Genomic DNA, 20256 nt, shown 5'->3' on the forward strand with positions numbered 1-20256 from the left:
GCGTTACGCCGCGCCAGCCGCTGCCCGGTATGCGGAGGCCGCGATGCGCATTCTGTTTAACGATGAGCCGATGAGATGCGACGACGGGCTTACCGTTGCCGCACTGCTCGACAAGCTGCGTCAGCTCAAGCCGGGAACGGCGCTGGCGCTCAATCAACAGATCCTGCCGCGCGAGCAGTGGGAACATCAGCAGGTCAATGAAGGCGACCAGATCCTGCTGTTTCAGGTTATCGCAGGGGGCTGAGATGTTACGTATTGCCGATAAGGTTTTTGATTCGCATCTGTTTACCGGAACCGGAAAATTCGCCTCGCCGCAGCTGATGGTGGATGCCATTCGTGAAAGCGGCAGCCAGCTGGTGACGCTGGCGCTCAAGCGCGTGGATCTGCGCCATCACAGCGATGCCATTCTGGCTCCGTTGCTGGAAGCAGGCGTGACGCTGCTGCCCAACACCTCCGGAGCGAAAACCGCCGAAGAGGCGATTTTTGCCGCACAGCTGGCGCGTGAAGCGCTCGGCACCGGCTGGCTGAAGCTGGAAATCCATCCGGATGCCCGCTGGCTGCTGCCCGATCCGATTGAAACGCTGAAAGCGGCTGAAAAGCTGGTTCAGCAAGGATTTACCGTTCTGCCTTACTGCGGGGCCGACCCGGTGCTGTGCAAACGTCTAGAAGAGGTCGGCTGCGCCGCCGTCATGCCGTTGGGGGCCCCCATTGGCTCCAACCAGGGGCTGGAGACCCGCGCGATGCTGGAAATCATTATTGAGCAGGCTACCGTACCGGTGGTGGTGGATGCGGGCATTGGCGTGCCCAGCCATGCCGCGCAGGCGCTGGAAATGGGGGCTGACGCGGTGCTGGTCAATACGGCTATCGCGGTTGCCGACGATCCGGTCATGATGGCGCGGGCATTCCGCCTGGCCGTGGAGGCCGGCCTGCTGGCAAGGGGATCCGGCCCCGGCTCGCGCAGTTTCCAGGCGCAGGCCACCAGCCCGCTGACCGGTTTTCTGGAGGCGATCTCATGAGCACGTTTACCGAGCGCTGGCGACAGCTTAACTGGGACGACATTGCCCTGCGCATTAACAGCAAAACGGCGGCAGACGTGGAGCGCGCGCTGCATGCCCGTCAGCTGACCCGCGAGGATCTGATGGCCCTGCTCTCCCCGGCGGCCAGCGCGTACCTCGAACCGATGGCTCAGCGAGCGCAGCGGCTCACCCGCCAGCGTTTTGGCAACACGGTAAGCTTCTACGTGCCGCTCTATCTCTCCAACCTGTGCGCCAATGACTGCACCTACTGCGGCTTCTCCATGAGCAACCGCATCAGGCGTAAAACTCTTGATGCGGGCGAGATTGCCCGTGAGTGTGCAGCCATCCGTGAAATGGGCTTTGAACATCTTCTGCTGGTCACGGGCGAGCATCAGGGGAAGGTAGGAATGGACTATTTCCGTCAACACCTTCCCGCCATTCGCCGTCAGTTTGCGTCGTTGCAGATGGAAGTGCAGCCTCTGTCGCAGGAGGAGTACGCGGAGCTCAAAACGCTCGGGCTGGACGGCGTTATGGTCTATCAGGAAACCTACCACGAGGCGACGTACGCCCGGCACCACCTGAAAGGCAAGAAACAGGATTTCTTTTTCCGCCTGGAAACGCCCGACAGGCTGGGTCGCGCCGGCATCGACAAAATCGGTCTGGGTGCGCTGATCGGGCTCTCCGACAGCTGGCGGGTGGATTGTTACATGGTGGCGGAACATCTGCTGTGGCTTCAACAACGCTACTGGCAGAGCCGTTATTCCATCTCCTTCCCGCGCCTGCGTCCCTGCGCGGGAGGAATTGAACCGGCTTCTCTGATGGATGAACGCCAGCTGGTGCAGACCATCTGCGCGTTTCGCCTGCTTGCCCCGGAAGTGGAATTATCGCTCTCAACGCGCGAGTCCCCGGCGTTTCGCGATCGCGTTATCCCGCTTGCGATTAACAACGTCAGCGCATTTTCCAAAACGCAGCCAGGCGGCTACGCCGACGATCGTCCGGAGCTGGAACAGTTTGTACCGCATGATGGCCGACGTCCGGAAGCGGTCGCTGCCGCCCTGACGGCGCAGGGTCTGCAGCCTGTCTGGAAAGACTGGGACAGCTGGCTGGGAAGAGCCTCGCAGTGACGTTGAAACGCACTGCAACACGTTAAAAAATTGTCGAGGCGCAACGAAAAGGCAAAACCGGAGGATTGTCAGCGATCGTCCGGTTTTTTATTGTCACACGGTCAGCAACGGATGCTGACCAGGGCGAAAAGCTTCTTCCTCGTTTCGCCCTGCCTCTGGTGCATTGCACAAACGGTCCCAGCCAGTTTAATAAGTATTTTCTTAATGGTTCTTAAGATAAATCATCCCGTCAGAAATCGTGTGCCGTATAATTCACCGCTAACCGCAGGACAGCGACTATGCTGAGAGGATATCGGCAGACGAAAAGTATTCACCATCAGGAACGATGTACAGCTCATGGCACTTCACAGCAAAAAGCTCTCTTTTACCCGGCCCATTATGCTCAGCTTCGCGGGGATCCTCTGCAGTTTTGCGGTGATCGCGATCGCGGTGACGCTTTCGCAACGGAAGGATTTTCTTGAGGATTATCATAAGATCAATAGCAACTTCACGCACAACCTGGCGGTGAACTACACCGAATCTATCCTGCGTGAAAACGACTATATCCTGGGCCGTTCCGCGATGTACTTTGCGCGCGACGACAGGCTAAACGAGACGCTCAACGTCAACCCGACGCAAGGACTGCAGATGATGATGCATCTGCAAAACCTGATGCCGACCGTCTCCTCCATCTCGCTGGCGGACACGCAGGGGCATTATCTCCGCGCACCGGAAGTGCTCCCCACGGAGACGAGTAAAACCTTCGATCCCCGGACGCGACCGTGGTTTGTCGCTCAGGCGGAAGCCAGCATCTTCAGCCACTATACCCGTCCTTACATGGACTACTTCACCGGTCATCCGACGGTGACCCTTTATAAACCTTTGATTTCGCCTGAAGGGAGACTGAAGGGAACGCTCGCTTTCCATCTCGATTTGACCTCCATGGGCTTCACCTTGCGCCAGATGGTGGCGCCCGTTCAGGGGGAATTCTTCGTCGTCGAACGCGATGGTGCTGTGGTGCTGCATCCGGATACCGGCGCGCTCTTCAAGCAGTATGTGAGCGAAGCGCTGATGGACAAAATGACCAGCGGCGAAGGTCATCTTTACGACAAGAAAAGCAACGCCTGGTATTACTACTACTCGTTTACCAACCCGGACTGGTTTGTCATCTACCGGGTATCCGGCGCGACGCTCACCGATATTACCCGCCACGAAACGACGATCGTTGGCTGGGGGTTTGCGCTGGCGGCCATCATCATCATCCTTTTCGGCTTATACCTCCGCCACGCCTCGCGTAGCGTGCTGATGCACATTATCAATGCCATCAAAACCGGCGATGTCAGCGAGGCGCCGCGCCTGGAAGCGATGCTGAGCCACACGATTCAGTCCAATAAAGAGCGCGAAATGGCGTATGTGCGCCAGGCCACCCACGATGCGCTGACGGGCTGTAAAAACCGCCGCGCGTTCGACAGCGATGTCGCAGAGCTGCTGAATACCCAGCAGCCTTTCGCGATGGCGCTGGTGGATATCGATAACTTCAAGTCAATTAACGACACGCTGGGTCACCTGACCGGTGATATCGTTCTGCGCAACGTGGCTCGGGAAGGGATCCAGATTATGCAGCCACATCATGTTTCGGTTTACCGTTATGGTGGAGAAGAGTTCGCGGTCATCTTCCAGGCGGAGCAGATGTCTTCCGCGCTCTCCTTGCTGGAAGCGTGGCGTACCGCCGTTGAAAATCGCGTCTGGCGGGAAGAAAACCTGCGCGTTACGTTCAGCGGTGGTCTTGGAGAGTGGCATTTTGAGCCGCTGGAACAATTCGTCGGAAGCGTTGATAACGCCCTCTACAGCGCCAAACAGCAGGGAAAAAACCGCATCATTCGCACATCCATCAGCTAATCCTCTCTCCTTCACCCTGCCCGTTTCGACGGGCCGGGTACCCGCCAGTGTAAAATTGTAACCGGTTTCAGAAAATCGCCTGTTTCTTTGTGATGCCTGACACACAATCGCGGTAAAGCGGTTGTTGAAGCGGTCTGCACGGGATAATTATCAATAAACACATGTAGATCGAGGCTGATTATGAAGAACATCGTTTTATGCTGTGCAGCGGGAATGTCAACCAGCATGCTGGTTCAACGTATGAAAGACGCCGCGCAGAAAAAAGGGGTTGAAGTCACCATTAAAGCCGTTCCGGTTGCGGAGTTTAAAGACAACATCGCGACGGCCGACATCGTATTACTGGGGCCACAGGTTAAATACGAGCAGGCTAAATTACAGGCACAGGCCGACCCGTTAGGTAAAAAGGTCGCGGTGATCGACATGATGGATTACGGCATGATGAAAGGTGATGCCGTACTGGATAAAGCGCTCAAACTTCTGGAGTCATAATGGAAGACTTAGAAACCACGATTATGGAACTGCTTGTTAACGCAGGCGCGGCGCGCAGTGCGGCCCTGACGGCGTTGCAGATGGCGCGTAAAGGTGAGTTTGACGAAGCTGAAAAAGCGATGGAAGAGTCGCGTGAATATGTGAAGCATGCGCACACCATACAGACGCAGCTTATTGGTCTTGATGAGGGGACCGGGAAGCTTCCGGTTAACCTGATCACCGTTCACTCTCAGGATCACCTGATGAACGCCATGGTCATTCAGGACCTGGCAGGCGATATGATTGAGCTTTATCGCCGGATCCCGTTGGTGAATTGAAAACATGTAGATATAAAAAAACCCGCCGAGGCGGGTTTTTTATTAGCGGCTCAACGATTACTCGTTGTCGGAACCACCCAGACCTGCGTTCAGCAGTTCTGCCAGGCTCGCGGATGCATCTTCAGCAGTCACCTGCGGTGCAGCTGGCAGTTCGCCCGCAGCACGACGACGCATACGATCCTGATGGTACGCATAACCGGTACCAGCCGGGATCAGACGACCCACGATAACGTTCTCTTTCAGACCGCGCAGTTCATCACGTTTACCTGCAACAGCGGCTTCGGTCAGGACACGAGTCGTTTCCTGGAACGATGCTGCAGAGATGAAGGACTCGGTTGCCAGAGACGCTTTGGTGATACCCAGCAGATCGCGCGAGAAGGTCGCACCGATTTTGCCGTTCGCTTCCAGTTCGCGGTTAGCGATCTTGACGCGTGAGTATTCAACCTGCTCGCCTTCCAGGAACTCGGAGCTGCCCGCGTTTTCGATGGTTGCTTTACGCAGCATCTGACGAACGATAACTTCAATGTGCTTATCGTTAATCTTAACGCCCTGCAGACGGTAAACGTCCTGTACTTCGTTGGTGATGTAACGCGTTACCGCGTGTACGCCACGAAGACGCAGAATGTCGTGCGGTGCTTCTGGACCATCGGAAACCACGTCACCACGTTCTACACGTTCACCTTCGAACACGTTGAGCTGACGCCACTTAGGAATCATCTCTTCGTACGGTTCGCTGCCATCTACTGGTGTGATAACCAGACGGCGTTTACCTTTGGTCTCTTTACCGAAGGAGATGATACCGCTGATTTCAGCCAGGATTGCAGGCTCTTTCGGACGACGCGCTTCGAACAGGTCCGCAACGCGTGGCAGACCACCGGTGATGTCCTTGGTACCGCCGGATTCCTGAGGAATACGCGCCAGGGTGTCACCAGAGCTGATCTGTACGCCATCTTCCAGCTGTACAATCGCTTTACCCGGCAGGAAGTACTGCGCAGGCATATCGGTACCTGGGATCAGAACGTCGTTACCCTGAGAATCAACGATTTTCAGTGCAGGACGCAGATCTTTACCACCGGTAGTACGTTCAGCAGAATCCAGAACCACCAGAGAAGACAGACCGGTCAGCTCGTCGGTCTGACGAGTAATGGTCTGGCCGTCAATCATGTCAGTGAAGCGGATGAAACCACTTACTTCGGTGATAACCGGCATGGTGTGTGGATCCCAGTTTGCAACGGTTTCACCGCCGGCAACCTGCTCGCCATCACCTTTCGCCATAACCGCACCGTAAGGCACTTTATAGCTCTCTTTGGTACGACCGAATTCGTCGATCAGCTTCAGCTCGGTGTTACGGGAAGTGATAACCAGTTTACCGCTGGAGTTCACAACCGACTTCGCGTTGCTGAGCTTGATGCTACCTTTGTTTTTCACCTGGATGCTGGATTCAGCAGCCGCACGAGATGCCGCACCACCGATGTGGAACGTACGCATCGTCAGCTGTGTACCCGGCTCACCGATGGACTGTGCCGCGATAACGCCGATGGCTTCACCTTTGTTGATGATGTGGCCACGCGCCAGGTCACGACCGTAGCAGTGTGCACATACACCAAAGTCGGTGTCACAGGATACAACGGAACGGACTTTCACGGAGTCAACAGAGTTCGCTTCCAGCAGGTCACACCAGTGCTCATGCAGCAGCGTGTTGCGTGGAACCAGAATGTCTGCCGTACCCGGCTTCAGAATGTCTTCCGCGGTTACACGACCCAGAACGCGATCGCGCAGTGGCTCTTTAACATCACCACCCTCGATAACCGGGGTCATGGTGATACCTTCGAGGGTGCCACAATCGTCTTCGGTCACAACCAGGTCCTGCGCAACGTCAACCAGACGACGCGTCAGATAACCGGAGTTCGCTGTTTTCAGTGCGGTATCCGCCAGACCTTTACGCGCACCGTGCGTGGAGATGAAGTACTGGAGTACGTTCAGACCTTCACGGAAGTTCGCGGTGATTGGCGTTTCGATGATGGAGCCATCTGGCTTCGCCATCAGACCACGCATACCTGCCAGCTGACGAATCTGTGCTGCAGAACCACGCGCACCGGAGTCGGCCATCATGTAAATGCTGTTGAAGGAAACCTGCTGCTCTTCTACGCCGTCACGGTTAATCACGGTTTCGGTCTGCAGGTTATCCATCATCGCTTTGGATACACGATCGTTCGCCGCGGCCCAGATATCGATAACTTTGTTATAGCGTTCGCCCGCGGTAACCAGACCAGACTGGAACTGCTCCTGGATCTCAGCAACTTCGGCTTCCGCTTCAGAGATGATCTCGTGTTTCTTCTCTGGGATGACCATGTCATCGATACCAACAGATGCACCTGAACGCGCTGCATACGCAAAGCCGGTGTACATTGTCTGGTCAGCGAAGATAACGGTCGGCTTCAGACCCAGAATGCGGTAACAGGTGTTCAGCATTTTGGAGATCGCTTTCTTGCCCAGCGCCTGGTTGACGATGGAGAAAGGCAGACCTTTCGGTACGATCATCCACAGAATGGCACGGCCAACGGTCGTGTCTTTCAGGCTGGTTTTCGCAACGAATTCGCCGTTTGCATCTTTTTCGTATTCGGTGATACGCACTTTAACGCGCGCATGCAGAGAGGCCAGGCCAGCGCGATAAATACGCTCAGCTTCTTTCGGGCCAGTCAGCACCATGCCTTCGCCTTTGGCGTTAACACAGTCACGGGTCATGTAGTACAGACCCAGTACAACGTCCTGAGAAGGAACAATGATTGGCTCACCGTTCGCTGGAGACAGGATGTTGTTGGTAGACATCATCAGCGCACGCGCTTCGAGCTGGGCTTCCAGCGTCAGCGGTACGTGAACAGCCATCTGGTCACCATCGAAGTCGGCGTTATATGCCGCACAAACCAGCGGGTGCAGCTGGATAGCTTTACCTTCGATCAGGACCGGCTCAAATGCCTGGATACCCAGACGGTGCAGGGTTGGTGCACGGTTCAGCAGTACCGGGTGTTCGCGGATCACTTCGTCCAGGATATCCCAAACGACAGCTTCTTCACGCTCAACCATTTTCTTCGCGGCTTTGATGGTGGTGGCCAGGCCACGCAGTTCCAGCTTGCCGTAGATGAACGGTTTGAACAGCTCCAGTGCCATTTTCTTCGGCAGACCGCACTGATGCAGACGCAGGTATGGACCTACGGTGATTACAGAACGACCGGAGTAGTCAACACGCTTACCGAGCAGGTTCTGACGGAAACGACCCTGTTTACCTTTGATCATGTCGGCCAAAGATTTCAGAGGACGTTTGTTAGAACCGGTGATCGCACGACCACGACGACCGTTATCCAGCAGGGCATCTACCGCTTCCTGCAGCATACGTTTTTCGTTGCGTACGATGATGTCCGGCGCAGCCAGATCCAGCAGACGTTTCAGACGGTTGTTACGGTTGATCACGCGACGATACAGATCGTTCAGATCGGACGTTGCGAAACGACCACCATCCAGCGGAACCAGTGGACGCAGATCTGGCGGCAGAACCGGCAGAACGGTCAGGATCATCCACTCTGGCTTGTTACCAGACTGAACGAACGCTTCCAGCAGTTTGATACGCTTGGTCAGCTTTTTACGCTTGGTTTCGGAGTTGGTTTCGTTCAGCTCTTCACGCAGCTGCTCGCACTCTTGCTCCAGATCCATGCTCTTCAGCAGGGCCTGAATAGCTTCCGCACCCATCTTCGCGTCGAATTCGTCACCGAACTCTTCCAGCGCGTCCAGATACTGCTCTTCAGTCAGGATCTGATGACGTTCCAGGTTCGTCATCCCGCCTTCGATAACCACATAAGATTCGAAGTACAGAACACGTTCGATATCACGCAGCGGCATATCCAGCAGCAGACCGATACGGGACGGCAGGGATTTCAGGAACCAGATGTGAGCAGTCGGAGACGCCAGCTCGATGTGGCCCATACGCTCACGGCGTACTTTGGTCTGGGTCACTTCAACGCCGCACTTCTCACAGATCACACCACGGTGTTTCAGGCGCTTGTACTTACCGCACAGGCACTCGTAATCTTTTACTGGCCCGAAAATACGCGCACAGAAAAGGCCGTCACGCTCAGGTTTGAACGTACGGTAGTTGATGGTTTCCGGCTTTTTAACTTCACCGAAAGACCATGAACGGATCATGTCTGGCGAAGCCAGAGCAATTTTGATCGCATCAAACTCTTCGGTTTTAGTCTGCGCTTTCAGAAACTTTAATAAATCTTTCACGGATTTGCTCCCGTCGGAGTTAGCACAATCCGGTGCCGGGGATTAACCCGGCACCAGTGACCTGTTTGAGCGAGAATTACTCGTCTTCCAGTTCGATGTTGATACCCAGCGAACGAATCTCTTTCAACAGTACGTTGAAGGATTCTGGCATGCCCGGTTCCATCTGATGGTTGCCGTCCACGATGTTTTTATACATCTTGGTACGACCGTTCACGTCATCAGACTTAACGGTGAGCATTTCCTGCAGGGTGTATGCCGCGCCGTATGCTTCCAGCGCCCACACTTCCATCTCCCCGAAGCGCTGACCACCGAACTGTGCCTTACCACCCAGCGGCTGCTGAGTAACCAGGCTGTAAGAACCGGTAGAACGAGCGTGCATCTTGTCGTCGACCAGGTGGTTCAGTTTCAGCATGTACATGTAACCTACGGTTACCGGACGTTCGAACTGTTCACCGGTACGGCCGTCAAACAGCGTAATCTGACCAGACGTTGGCAGACCACCCAGTTGCAGCAGCTCTTTAATTTCAGCTTCTTTTGCACCGTCGAATACCGGCGTTGCAATTGGCATACCTTTGCGCAGGTTCTCTGCCAGACGCAGCACTTCTTCATCGCTGAAGGTGTTCAGGTCGACTTTCTGACGCACGTCGGTACCCAGATCGTAGGCACGCTGGATGAATTCGCGCAGTTTCGCGACTTCCTGCTGCTGTTTCAGCATGGCGTTAATCTTGTCGCCGATGCCTTTCGCAGCCATACCCAGGTGAGTTTCCAGGATCTGACCAATGTTCATACGAGACGGTACGCCCAGTGGGTTCAGTACGATATCTACCGGCGTACCGTTAGCATCGTGCGGCATATCTTCGATCGGGTTGATCTTAGAGATAACACCCTTGTTACCGTGACGACCTGCCATCTTATCACCAGGCTGGATCTGACGTTTAACAGCCAGATACACCTTAACAATCTTCAGCACGCCTGGTGCCAGATCGTCGCCCTGAGTGATTTTGCGGCGTTTCGCTTCGAGTTTTTTCTCGAACTCGTGTTTCAGTTCGTCATACTGCTCAGCCAGCTGTTCCAGCTGATTTTGTTTCTCTTCGTCGGTCAGGCCCAGTTCCAGCCAGCGATCGCGTGGCAGTTTGTCGAGCTTCTCAGCTTCAACGCCACCGGCAACCAGCACCGCATAGATACGGCTGAACAGACCCGCTTCGAGGATCTGCAGTTCTTCAGACAGGTCTTTCTTAGCCTGTTTGAGCTGCATCTCTTCGATTTCCAGCGCACGCTTATCTTTCTCAACGCCGTCACGAGTGAAGACCTGAACGTCGATAACCGTACCGGAAACACCGTTTGGTACGCGCAGAGAAGAGTCTTTAACGTCAGACGCTTTCTCACCGAAGATGGCACGCAGCAGTTTCTCTTCTGGCGTCAGCTGGGTTTCACCTTTAGGCGTAACCTTACCTACCAGAATGTCGCCGCCGGTCACTTCCGCACCGATGTAAACGATACCGGATTCATCCAGTTTGGAGAGCGCAGCTTCACCCACGTTAGGGATGTCAGCGGTGATCTCTTCTGGCCCCAGCTTGGTGTCACGGGACACACATGCCAGTTCCTGAATGTGGATGGTGGTGAAACGATCTTCCTGAACCACACGCTCGGAGACGAGGATGGAGTCTTCGAAGTTGTAACCGTTCCACGGCATGAACGCTACGCGCATGTTCTGACCGAGCGCCAGTTCACCGAGGTCGGTGGACGGACCGTCTGCCAGCACGTCGCCGCGCTCAACTGGCTCACCCAGAGATACGCAAGGCATCTGGTTGATACAGGTGTTCTGGTTAGAACGGGTGTATTTGGTCAGGTTATAAATGTCGATACCTGCTTCGCCCGGATACATCTCGTCTTCGTTAACTTTGATAACGATACGGGATGCGTCGACGTACTGAACGGTACCGCCACGCTTAGCAACTGCAGTAACACCGGAGTCAACGGCAACAGCACGTTCCATACCGGTACCAACCAGCGGCTTATCAGCGCGCAGAGTTGGAACGGCCTGACGTTGCATGTTCGCACCCATCAATGCACGGTTGGCGTCATCGTGTTCCAGGAACGGGATCAGGGACGCACCGACGGATACCACCTGCTGGGTGGATACGTCCATGTAGTCAACCTGGTCACGGCTGAACAAGCTGGATTCGCCTTTGCTACGGCAGGTCACCAGATCTTCTACAAAGTGGCCTTCGTCATCCAGGTTGGAGTTCGCCTGAGCGATAACGTAGTTGCCTTCTTCGATAGCAGACAGGTAGTGAATTTCGTCGGTTACAACACCGTCAGTCACTTTACGGTACGGCGTCTCAAGGAAACCGTATTCGTTCGTCTGTGCGTACACGGACAGGGAGTTGATCAGACCGATGTTTGGACCTTCAGGCGTTTCGATTGGACATACGCGACCGTAGTGCGTCGGGTGTACGTCTCGAACTTCAAAGCCTGCACGTTCACGGGTCAGACCGCCTGGGCCGAGTGCAGAGATACGACGTTTGTGCGTAATCTCAGACAGCGGGTTGTTCTGGTCCATGAACTGAGACAGCTGGCTGGAACCAAAGAACTCTTTCACTGCTGCAGAAATCGGCTTGGCGTTGATCATATCCTGAGGCATCAGGGTATCCAGATCGCCCAGAGACAGACGCTCTTTCACCGCACGCTCTACACGCACCAGGCCAACGCGGAACTGGTTTTCCGCCATTTCGCCGACGGAACGGATACGACGGTTGCCGAGGTGGTCGATATCGTCCACTTCGCCTTTACCGTTACGGATATCGATGAGCTTCTTCATCACTTCGATGATGTCGTCTTTGCTCAGGATACCGGAACCTTCAATTTCGTCGCGCAGCAGAGAACGGTTGAACTTCATACGACCAACCGCAGACAGATCGTAGCGGTCTTCGGAGAAGAACAGATTCTCGAACAGGCTTTCCGCCGCTTCGCGAGTTGGTGGCTCACCTGGACGCATCATGCGGTAGATTTCAACCAGCGCACTCAGACGATCGGTCGTTGGGTCGACGCGTACAGTCTCAGAGATGTACGGACCGTGGTCCAGATCGTTGGTGAACAGCGTTTCGATACGTTTGTGGCCAGCCTGACTCAGCTTAGCCAGCAGATCCAGGCTCAGCTCCATGTTCGCCGGGCAGATCAGCTCGCCAGTTGATTCATCAACGTAATCTTTCGCGGCTACTTTTCCTGCAATGTATTCAACCGGAACTTCGATGTGTTTGATATCATCTTTTTCCAGCTGGCGGATGTGGCGCGCGGTGATACGGCGACCTTTTTCCACATACACTTTGCCGTCGGCTTCGATGTCGAACGACGCGGTCTCACCACGCAGACGTTCCGGCACCAGCTCCATCTGCAGCTTGTTGTCGCGGATTTCAAAGATCACTTTCTCAAAGAACAGGTCCAGGATCTGCTCAGTGGTATAGTTCAGTGCACGCAGAATGATGGTTGCAGGCAGTTTACGACGACGGTCGATACGGACAAACAGGTTGTCTTTTGGATCGAACTCGAAGTCCAGCCAGGAACCACGGTAAGGAATGATGCGTGCGTTATACAGTACTTTACCGGAAGAGTGTGTTTTACCTTTATCGCTGTCGAAGAAGACGCCCGGGCTACGATGCAGCTGGGAAACGATAACACGCTCAGTACCGTTGATAACGAAAGTACCGTTGTCAGTCATGAGTGGAATTTCACCCATGTAGACTTCTTGTTCTTTAATGTCTTTTACGGTGCCTTCCGGCGCTTCGCGCTCGTAGATCACCAGACGCAGTTTTACGCGCAGCGGTGCGGAATAGGTCACGCCACGGATCTGACATTCCTGAACGTCAAACACCGGTTCGCCAAGGCGGTAGCTGACGTACTGCAGCTCGGAGTTACCGCTGTAGCTCTGAATCGGGAACACGGAGCGGAAGGCTGCTTCCAGACCGTACTGCCCTTCAGGATCTTGCTCGATAAACTTCTGGAACGAGTCAAGCTGGATAGAAAGGAGATATGGAATGTCCAGAACTTGTGGACGTTTACCAAAATCCTTACGAATACGTTTTTTCTCGGTATAGGAGTAAACCATAGGGTTCCTCAGCTCGCTGACAAGTCGACCCATCTGTCCGACGAAGGGACAGTTTGTGCAACACCATTTTGTGGACCGGAAAATTGAATACTTTCCGCAATACCTGTTGCTATCACGCTTAAATCATTTCGTCGCGATTTACACAGAGCGAGCACCCTGTCGCAATATATTAAGTCGTCGATAGAAACATGCATTGTCAGGACAATCAGCAGTCAAACAGTGTGAAATGCTACTGATGCCTTACAGCGCAAAAAGGCTGGTGACTAAAAAGTCACCAGCCATCAGCCTAATGACTTAGGCTGCAACCAGAAAAGTTGGCTTATTTAACTTCAACTTCAGCGCCAGCTTCTTCCAGAGATTTTTTCAGTGCTTCTGCGTCGTCTTTGCTCACGCCTTCTTTCAGCGCAGCTGGAGCAGATTCTACCAGGTCTTTAGCTTCTTTCAGACCCAGGCCAGTTGCGCCACGTACTGCTTTGATAACAGCAACTTTGTTCGCGCCAGCAGCTTTCAGAATTACGTCGAATTCAGTTTTTTCTTCAGCAGCTTCAGCCGGGCCCGCAGCTACAGCTACAGCAGCAGCAGCAGAAACACCGAATTTTTCTTCCATTGCAGAAACCAGCTCTACAACGTCCATTACGGACATAGCTGCTACTGCTTCAATGATTTGATCTTTAGTGATAGACATTTAAATTGTTCCTGAAAATCAGAATAAGTTTATACGTAAGCAAATGCTTTATAAAGATAACTGCGATTAAGCAGCTTCTTTCGCATCGCGTACAGCAGCCAGAGTGCGAACCAGTTTGCCAGCCGCAGCTTCTTTCATGGTTGCCATCAGGCGTGCAATTGCTTCTTCGTAGGTCGGCAGGGTTGCCAGGCGATCGATTTGCGATGCCGGGATCAACTCACCTTCAAAGGCTGCAGCTTTGACCTCAAATTTTGCATTCGCTTTCGCGAACTCTTTGAACAGACGAGCAGCAGCGCCCGGGTGTTCCATAGAGTATGCAATCAGGGTCGGACCAACAAACGTGTCTTTCAGGCACTCGAACTGAGTACCTTCAACTACGCGGCGCAGCAGGGTGTTACGAACAACACGCATGTATACGCCAGCTTCACGACCTGCTTTACGCAGTTCAGTCATTTTGTCTACAGTAACGCCACGGGAATCCGCAACTACTGCAGACAGCGCGCCTTTGGCTACTTCGCTGACTTCAGCAACAATCGCTTGTTTGTCTTGAAGATTTAAAGCCATTAGCTTTGCTCCTGGATGTTTGCCGGAACTCATGTTCCGGAACTCACTTCACTCTTCCCAACGGAAAGAGCGTCTTAATACGGTGAGCAGAAACAAGCCAGAGTATCCAAAAATAATCTTAGCGTTCTGTCACCGTCTACGCAGGGGATTAAGTCTCTTGCGAAACACCTGCGGTCTTCGACGGAGGCCTGGATTAGGCCAGGCTCCAACGAACAAATCTTTTAGCCGCTAACTTTTGTTAGCAAACGTGGGGGTAAGATTGTAGACAAAATCACCGCCCACGTAAAGGCATTAGTTTGCAGCAGCGCTCAGGCCAGCCTGGTCAACTGCAACACCTGCACCCATGGTGGTGGAGATGCTAACTTTCTTGATGTACACGCCTTTCGCCTGAGTTGGTTTTGCTTTTTTCAGCGCAACCAGCAGAGCTTCCAGGTTTTCTTTCAGTTTGTCAGCGTCAAAGTCCACTTTACCGATGGTGGTGTGGATGATGCCGTTTTTGTCGTTACGATAACGAACCTGACCTGCTTTAGCGTTCTTAACCGCTTCAGCAACGTTAGGCGTTACAGTACCCACTTTCGGGTTTGGCATCAGGCCGCGTGGACCCAGAACCTGGCCCAGCTGGCCAACAACGCGCATTGCATCTGGAGAAGCAATAACAACGTCAAAGTTCATTTCGCCTTTCTTGATCTGATCAGCCAGATCTTCCATACCTACCAGTTCAGCGCCGGCAGCTTTAGCAGCTTCAGCGTTTGCACCCTGAGCAAATACAGCTACACGAACGGAACGGCCAGTACCGTGTGGCAGTACAGTTGCGCCACGAACGTTCTGATCAGATTTACGCGCGTCGATGCCCAGGTTAACGGCAACGTCAACGCTTTCAACGAACTTAGCAGTTGCCAGTTCTTTCAGCAGAGCGATAGCTTCGTTGATGTCGTACTGTTTGGTCGCATCAACTTTGTCACGGATCACGGACATGCGCTTGGTCAGTTTAGCCATTTCTTAGTCCTCCACTACCAGGCCCATGGAACGTGCAGTACCTTCGATTGAGCGAGTCATCGCTTCAATGTCGGCACCAGTCATGTCGGCAGCTTTGGTCTGCGCGATTTCCTGCAGCTGAGCGCGGGAAATTTTACCCACTTTGTCTTTGTTCGGTTTACCGGAACCAGACTTGATACCAGCCGCTTTCTTCAGCAGAACTGCTGCTGGAGGGGTTTTGGTAACGAAAGTGAAAGAACGGTCAGCGTAAACAGTGATTACGACTGGGATTGGCAGACCTTTTTCCAGGGATTCAGTTTTTGCGTTGAACGCTTTACAGAATTCCATGATGTTCACACCCTGCTGACCCAGAGCTGGACCAACTGGTGGACTTGGGTTCGCCATACCAGCTGCAACCTGCAGCTTGACGTAGGCTTGTACTTTCTTAGCCATTCTAAAATCCTCTGATTGGGTAATAGCGCCTCAGTGAGGCTCCCCGTGAATAAAATTCGTTTTACGGGCCGGGCCCATAAAAACAAAAGGCGCGAAATTGTATTCCAATCTCGCGCCCTGTGCAACGATTAAATCGTCGCTTTTTTGATCGCTGCTTAGGCTTTTTCGACCTGAGCAAAGTCCAGTTCTACCGGGGTCGCACGACCGAAGATAGATACAGAAACTTTCAGGCGGGACTTCTCGTAGTCCACTTCTTCAACGACGCCGTTAAAGTCAGCAAACGGACCGTCATTAACACGCACCATTTCACCCGGTTCAAACAGCGTTTTCGGACGCGGCTTATCACCAACCTGCTGCAGGCGGTTCATAATCGCATCCACTTCTTTGTCGCTGATTGGCGCCGGACGGTCAGACGTGCCGCCGATAAAGCCCATCACGCGCGGTACGCTGCGCACCAGGTGCCAGCTCGCGTCGTTCATCACCATCTGAACCAGCACGTAACCCGGGAAGAATTTGCGTTCGCTTTTGCGACGCTGGCCGCCACGGATCTCGACCACTTCTTCGGTCGGAACCATAACTTCGCCAAATAACTCTTCCATGTTGTGTAATTTGATATGCTCACGCAGCGACGTTGCTACGCGGCCTTCAAAACCGGAAAACGCCTGAACGACGTACCAGCGCTTTTTAGGGGCTTCAGACATCTCAGAACCTCAGGCCAGTGATAAAGGATACCAGGCGAACCAGAATACCATCCAGTCCCCACAGGATCAGTGACATTACAGCGGTAACCGCCGCTACGATCAGCGTGGTGTGCAATGTTTCCTGGCGAGTCGGCCAAATTACCTTACGGACTTCGGTACGCGCTTCGCGAGCAAAAGCGACAGTCGCTTTGCCTTTCGTCGTCAACAGCGCGACACCACCCGCTGCAGCAATCAGAATTACCACTGCAAGCGCGCGTAGCGGCAGCATCATGTCACGATAAAGGTAGTTGCCGACAATCGCTACGATCAGCAGAACGGCTACTACTACCCATTTCATCGCTTCCAGGCCGCGCCCGCTCCCTTGAGCTTCGGTATTCGCACTCATAAACCAACCTGTCAGAAGTATTCTACAAACATTTTCACCCCGCGATTGCGAGGCAAACCAAATCGAAATGCTAATTCGCTTTTCGAATTATACGCTCTCTGCAGAGCCTGTCTCAGCAATGATTATGACAAAAATAATCACTGATGAGCCAGGTTCTGACGTGAAAGCGTGCAAAAAGGGCATCAAATGATGCCCTTTTATTGCGCATTGCGTCAAATGTTATCAGCAATTAGCCGAGAACTTTAGCAACCACGCCCGCGCCAACGGTACGGCCACCTTCACGGATTGCGAAACGCAGACCGTCGTCCATCGCGATTGGGTGGATCAGCGTCACAACCATCTTGATGTTGTCGCCTGGCATTACCATCTCAACGCCTTCTGGCAGTTCGATGGTACCGGTCACGTCAGTAGTACGGAAGTAGAACTGTGGACGGTAGCCTTTGAAGAACGGAGTATGACGGCCGCCTTCGTCTTTGGACAGGATGTACACTTCAGATTCGAACTTGGTGTGTGGCTTGATTGAGCCTGGCTTAGCCAGAACCTGACCACGTTCGATTTCTTCACGTTTGATCCCACGCAGCAGAACACCAACGTTCTCACCAGCACGGCCTTCGTCCAGCAGTTTGCGGAACATTTCAACGCCAGTACAGGTAGACTTCGCAGTCTCTTTGATACCAACGATTTCAACTTCTTCACCAACTTTGATGATACCGCGCTCTACACGACCGGTAACAACGGTACCACGACCGGAGATGGAGAATACGTCTTCGATTGGCAGCAGGAATGGCTTGTCAATCGCACGCTCTGGTTCTGGGATGTAAGAATCCAGGAAGCCAGCCAGTTCGATGATTTTCGCTTCCCACTCTGCGTCGCCTTCCAGCGCTTTCAGAGCAGAACCACGAACGATTGGGGTATCGTCGCCTGGGAAATCGTACTGAGACAGCAGTTCACGAACTTCCATCTCTACCAGTTCCAGCAGCTCTTCGTCATCAACCATGTCGCACTTGTTCAGGAACACGATGATGTAAGGAACGCCTACCTGACGACCCAGCAGGATGTGCTCACGAGTCTGAGGCATTGGGCCGTCAGTCGCAGCAACAACCAGGATCGCGCCGTCCATCTGCGCAGCACCGGTGATCATGTTTTTAACATAGTCGGCGTGGCCTGGGCAGTCTACGTGTGCGTAGTGGCGAGTCGGGGTGTCGTACTCAACGTGAGAGGTGTTGATGGTGATACCACGAGCTTTTTCTTCTGGTGCGTTATCGATCTGGTCGAATGCACGAGCAGAACCACCGTAGGTTTTTGCCAGAACGGTAGTGATTGCAGCGGTCAGCGTTGTTTTACCATGGTCAACGTGGCCGATAGTACCGACGTTAACGTGCGGTTTTGTACGTTCAAACTTTTCTTTAGACATCGATTGTCCCTCTAAGACACGGATAAATCGGTGATATCACCACATCAACCAGGCGAAATGCCTGAATTGTTGAATACAGTAAAATTGAAACAGAGAGAAACGGGAAGGAGAAGTGAAGTGGTGCTGATACCCAGAGTCGAACTGGGGACCTCACCCTTACCAAGGGTGCGCTCTACCAACTGAGCCATATCAGCACGTATTGGAGCGGGCAGCGGGAATCGAACCCGCATCATCAGCTTGGAAGGCTGAGGTAATAGCCATTATACGATGCCCGCATCCTGAAACTCGGCTACCCAGTTCTTTCTGTAACAAAAAAAGAGATTTCTCTCTTTTTCAGTTTGAGCTGGCTAATTTTTCCAACCAGCTCCGGCGGCATTTACGCTGCCAGAAAGTGGTGGTGGGGGAAGGATTCGAACCTTCGAAGTCTGTGACGGCAGATTTACAGTCTGCTCCCTTTGGCCGCTCGGGAACCCCACCGGACTTGATGGTGCCGACTACCGGAATCGAACTGGTGACCTACTGATTACAAGTCAGTTGCTCTACCTACTGAGCTAAGTCGGCATCAAGTAGCGCGCATTCTATGGATACCTGCGCGGTCATGCAACTAAAAATTTGCATAAAACGTTCTTTCGCTCACATTTTATGCGAACGAAGCGCTAAGCGCTGTAAAAGTAGTCATTGCGGGTCAAATAATCAACATGCACGCGTGATTTACACTATATACACCATAGCGTGACGGCTTCCGCGTAACGCAGCGCTATCCATCTTTTTTCTTATTATTCCTGCCATCTGGTGTTAACCTCCTGCCCATTGTCCAAAATTAACTGTGTGATGAGCCACGATCCGGCAGTATAGCGCTGGCTCACTGAAGCATGCTTATGAGCAAAAAAGAGCAAACGTTAATGACGCCTTATCTTCACTTTAACCGCAGCCAGTGGGCTGCCCTGCGTGATTCCGTCCCTATGACGCTGACGGAAGGTGAAATCGCACGGTTAAAAGGGATAAACGAAGATCTGTCCCTTGAAGAGGTGGCAGAAATTTATCTCCCCCTCTCTCGCTTGCTTAACTTCTATATCAGCTCGAACCTGCGTCGTCAGGCGGTGCTGGAGCAGTTTCTCGGGACGAACGGTCAACGCATTCCTTATATCATTAGTATCGCAGGCAGCGTGGCCGTGGGTAAAAGTACCACCGCACGCGTTTTGCAGGCGCTGTTGAGCCGCTGGCCGGAACACCGCAGCGTGGAGCTGATCACGACCGACGGCTTCCTGCATCCAAACGAAGTCTTAAAAGAACGCGGGCTGATGAAGAAGAAAGGCTTCCCGCTCTCTTATGATATGCACCGTCTGGTGAAATTTGTCTCCGACCTGAAATCCGGCGTGCCTCACGTAACAGCGCCGGTCTATTCGCACCTGATCTACGATCGCATCCCGGGTGGGGATAAAACGGTGGTCCAGCCGGATATTCTCATTCTGGAAGGTCTGAACGTGCTGCAAAGCGGCATGGACTATCCTCACGACCCGCATCACGTCTTTGTCTCGGATTTCGTCGATTTCTCTATTTACGTCGATGCGCCGGAAGACCTGCTGCAGAACTGGTACATCAACCGCTTCCTGAAGTTCCGCGAAGGGGCGTTCACCGATCCGGACTCCTATTTCCACCACTATGCTCAGCTTTCTGAAGAAGAAGCGATCAATGTGGCGACGGGGCTGTGGAATGAGATCAACTACGTGAACCTCAAAGAGAACATCCTGCCGACGCGCGAGCGTGCGAGCCTGATCCTCACCAAGAGCGAGAAGCACGCCGTCGACCAGATTCGCCTGCGGAAATAATAAAGCAGACATAAAAAAACCGGCTTAGCGCCGGTTTTTT

At 53.4% G+C, this 20256-nt stretch carries 16 protein-coding genes and 4 tRNA genes; 7 read left to right on the forward strand and 13 right to left on the reverse strand.

The window, feature by feature from the left end; translation table 11 throughout:
- Positions 1 to 43: 43 nt before the first annotated feature.
- From thiS to ACMWJS_RS14605, 6 genes are all read left to right on the forward strand, one after another.
- A complete protein-coding gene (thiS, locus tag ACMWJS_RS14580; protein WP_032644502.1) occupies positions 44 to 244 on the forward strand; it encodes a sulfur carrier protein ThiS in 201 nt (66 codons plus the stop codon).
- Between the two features lies 1 nt (position 245).
- A complete protein-coding gene (gene thiG, locus ACMWJS_RS14585; protein ID WP_063622995.1) occupies positions 246 to 1016 on the forward strand; it encodes a thiazole synthase in 771 nt (256 codons plus the stop codon).
- Entirely contained in the window at positions 1013 to 2140 is a 1128-nt protein-coding gene (gene thiH, locus ACMWJS_RS14590) for a 2-iminoacetate synthase ThiH (protein ID WP_196365538.1), read from the forward strand. The genes thiG and thiH overlap by 4 nt, the downstream gene beginning before the upstream one ends.
- 336 nt (positions 2141 to 2476) lie before the next feature.
- Positions 2477 to 4018 (forward strand): sensor domain-containing diguanylate cyclase, encoded by a 1542-nt coding sequence (locus tag ACMWJS_RS14595; protein WP_048030764.1) that lies wholly within the window; start codon positions 2477 to 2479, stop codon positions 4016 to 4018.
- A 180-nt stretch (positions 4019 to 4198) separates the two neighbouring features.
- A complete protein-coding gene (locus ACMWJS_RS14600; protein WP_008503456.1) occupies positions 4199 to 4507 on the forward strand; it encodes a PTS sugar transporter subunit IIB in 309 nt (102 codons plus the stop codon).
- Positions 4507 to 4824 carry a PTS lactose/cellobiose transporter subunit IIA gene (locus ACMWJS_RS14605; protein WP_008503455.1) on the forward strand — a complete coding sequence of 106 codons (318 nt, stop codon included), beginning with the start codon at positions 4507 to 4509 and terminating at the stop codon, positions 4822 to 4824. The genes ACMWJS_RS14600 and ACMWJS_RS14605 overlap by 1 nt, the downstream gene beginning before the upstream one ends.
- A gap of 57 nt (positions 4825 to 4881) precedes the next feature.
- Here ACMWJS_RS14605 and rpoC read toward each other — a convergent pair whose 3' ends face one another.
- From rpoC to ACMWJS_RS14670, 13 genes are all read right to left on the reverse strand, one after another.
- Complete coding sequence (rpoC, locus tag ACMWJS_RS14610) at positions 4882 to 9105, reverse strand: DNA-directed RNA polymerase subunit beta' (protein WP_414747238.1); 4224 nt, start codon at positions 9103 to 9105, stop codon at positions 4882 to 4884.
- Positions 9106 to 9181: 76 nt separating this feature from the next.
- On the reverse strand, positions 9182 to 13210 hold the full coding sequence (rpoB, locus tag ACMWJS_RS14615) for a DNA-directed RNA polymerase subunit beta (RefSeq protein WP_045909524.1): 4029 nt from the start codon (positions 13208 to 13210) through the stop codon (positions 9182 to 9184).
- 319 nt (positions 13211 to 13529) lie between these two features.
- Positions 13530 to 13895, reverse strand: a complete 366-nt coding sequence (gene rplL, locus ACMWJS_RS14620; RefSeq protein WP_002445276.1) for a 50S ribosomal protein L7/L12 — start codon at positions 13893 to 13895, stop codon at positions 13530 to 13532.
- A gap of 66 nt (positions 13896 to 13961) precedes the next feature.
- A complete protein-coding gene (rplJ, locus tag ACMWJS_RS14625) occupies positions 13962 to 14459 on the reverse strand; it encodes a 50S ribosomal protein L10 (RefSeq protein ID WP_003862338.1) in 498 nt (165 codons plus the stop codon).
- Positions 14460 to 14750: 291 nt separating this feature from the next.
- Entirely contained in the window at positions 14751 to 15455 is a 705-nt protein-coding gene (gene rplA / locus ACMWJS_RS14630; RefSeq protein ID WP_006810530.1) for a 50S ribosomal protein L1, read from the reverse strand.
- Positions 15456 to 15458: 3 nt separating this feature from the next.
- Entirely contained in the window at positions 15459 to 15887 is a 429-nt protein-coding gene (gene rplK, locus ACMWJS_RS14635; RefSeq protein ID WP_008503452.1) for a 50S ribosomal protein L11, read from the reverse strand.
- Positions 15888 to 16042: 155 nt separating this feature from the next.
- A complete protein-coding gene (gene nusG, locus ACMWJS_RS14640) occupies positions 16043 to 16588 on the reverse strand; it encodes a transcription termination/antitermination protein NusG (protein ID WP_003862341.1) in 546 nt (181 codons plus the stop codon).
- A 1-nt stretch (position 16589) separates the two neighbouring features.
- Positions 16590 to 16973, reverse strand: a complete 384-nt coding sequence (gene secE / locus ACMWJS_RS14645; RefSeq protein ID WP_003862342.1) for a preprotein translocase subunit SecE — start codon at positions 16971 to 16973, stop codon at positions 16590 to 16592.
- A 229-nt stretch (positions 16974 to 17202) separates the two neighbouring features.
- Positions 17203 to 18387 (reverse strand): elongation factor Tu, encoded by a 1185-nt coding sequence (gene tuf, locus ACMWJS_RS14650; protein ID WP_014830236.1) that lies wholly within the window; start codon positions 18385 to 18387, stop codon positions 17203 to 17205.
- Between the two features lie 118 nt (positions 18388 to 18505).
- Positions 18506 to 18581 (reverse strand) — tRNA-Thr (locus ACMWJS_RS14655).
- Between the two features lie 6 nt (positions 18582 to 18587).
- Positions 18588 to 18662 (reverse strand) — tRNA-Gly (locus ACMWJS_RS14660).
- Positions 18663 to 18779: 117 nt separating this feature from the next.
- Positions 18780 to 18864, reverse strand: a tRNA-Tyr gene (locus ACMWJS_RS14665).
- An 8-nt stretch (positions 18865 to 18872) separates the two neighbouring features.
- Positions 18873 to 18948: transfer RNA gene (locus tag ACMWJS_RS14670), tRNA-Thr, on the reverse strand.
- A 317-nt stretch (positions 18949 to 19265) separates the two neighbouring features.
- Between ACMWJS_RS14670 and coaA the strand changes: the two genes are divergently transcribed.
- On the forward strand, positions 19266 to 20216 hold the full coding sequence (coaA, locus tag ACMWJS_RS14675) for a type I pantothenate kinase (RefSeq protein WP_021242480.1): 951 nt from the start codon (positions 19266 to 19268) through the stop codon (positions 20214 to 20216).
- Positions 20217 to 20256 lie beyond the last annotated feature (40 nt).

The sequence above is a fragment of the Enterobacter sp. HK-058-C-ECC genome (genome assembly GCF_047531125.1).
Lineage (GTDB): Bacteria > Pseudomonadota > Gammaproteobacteria > Enterobacterales > Enterobacteriaceae > Enterobacter > Enterobacter quasiroggenkampii.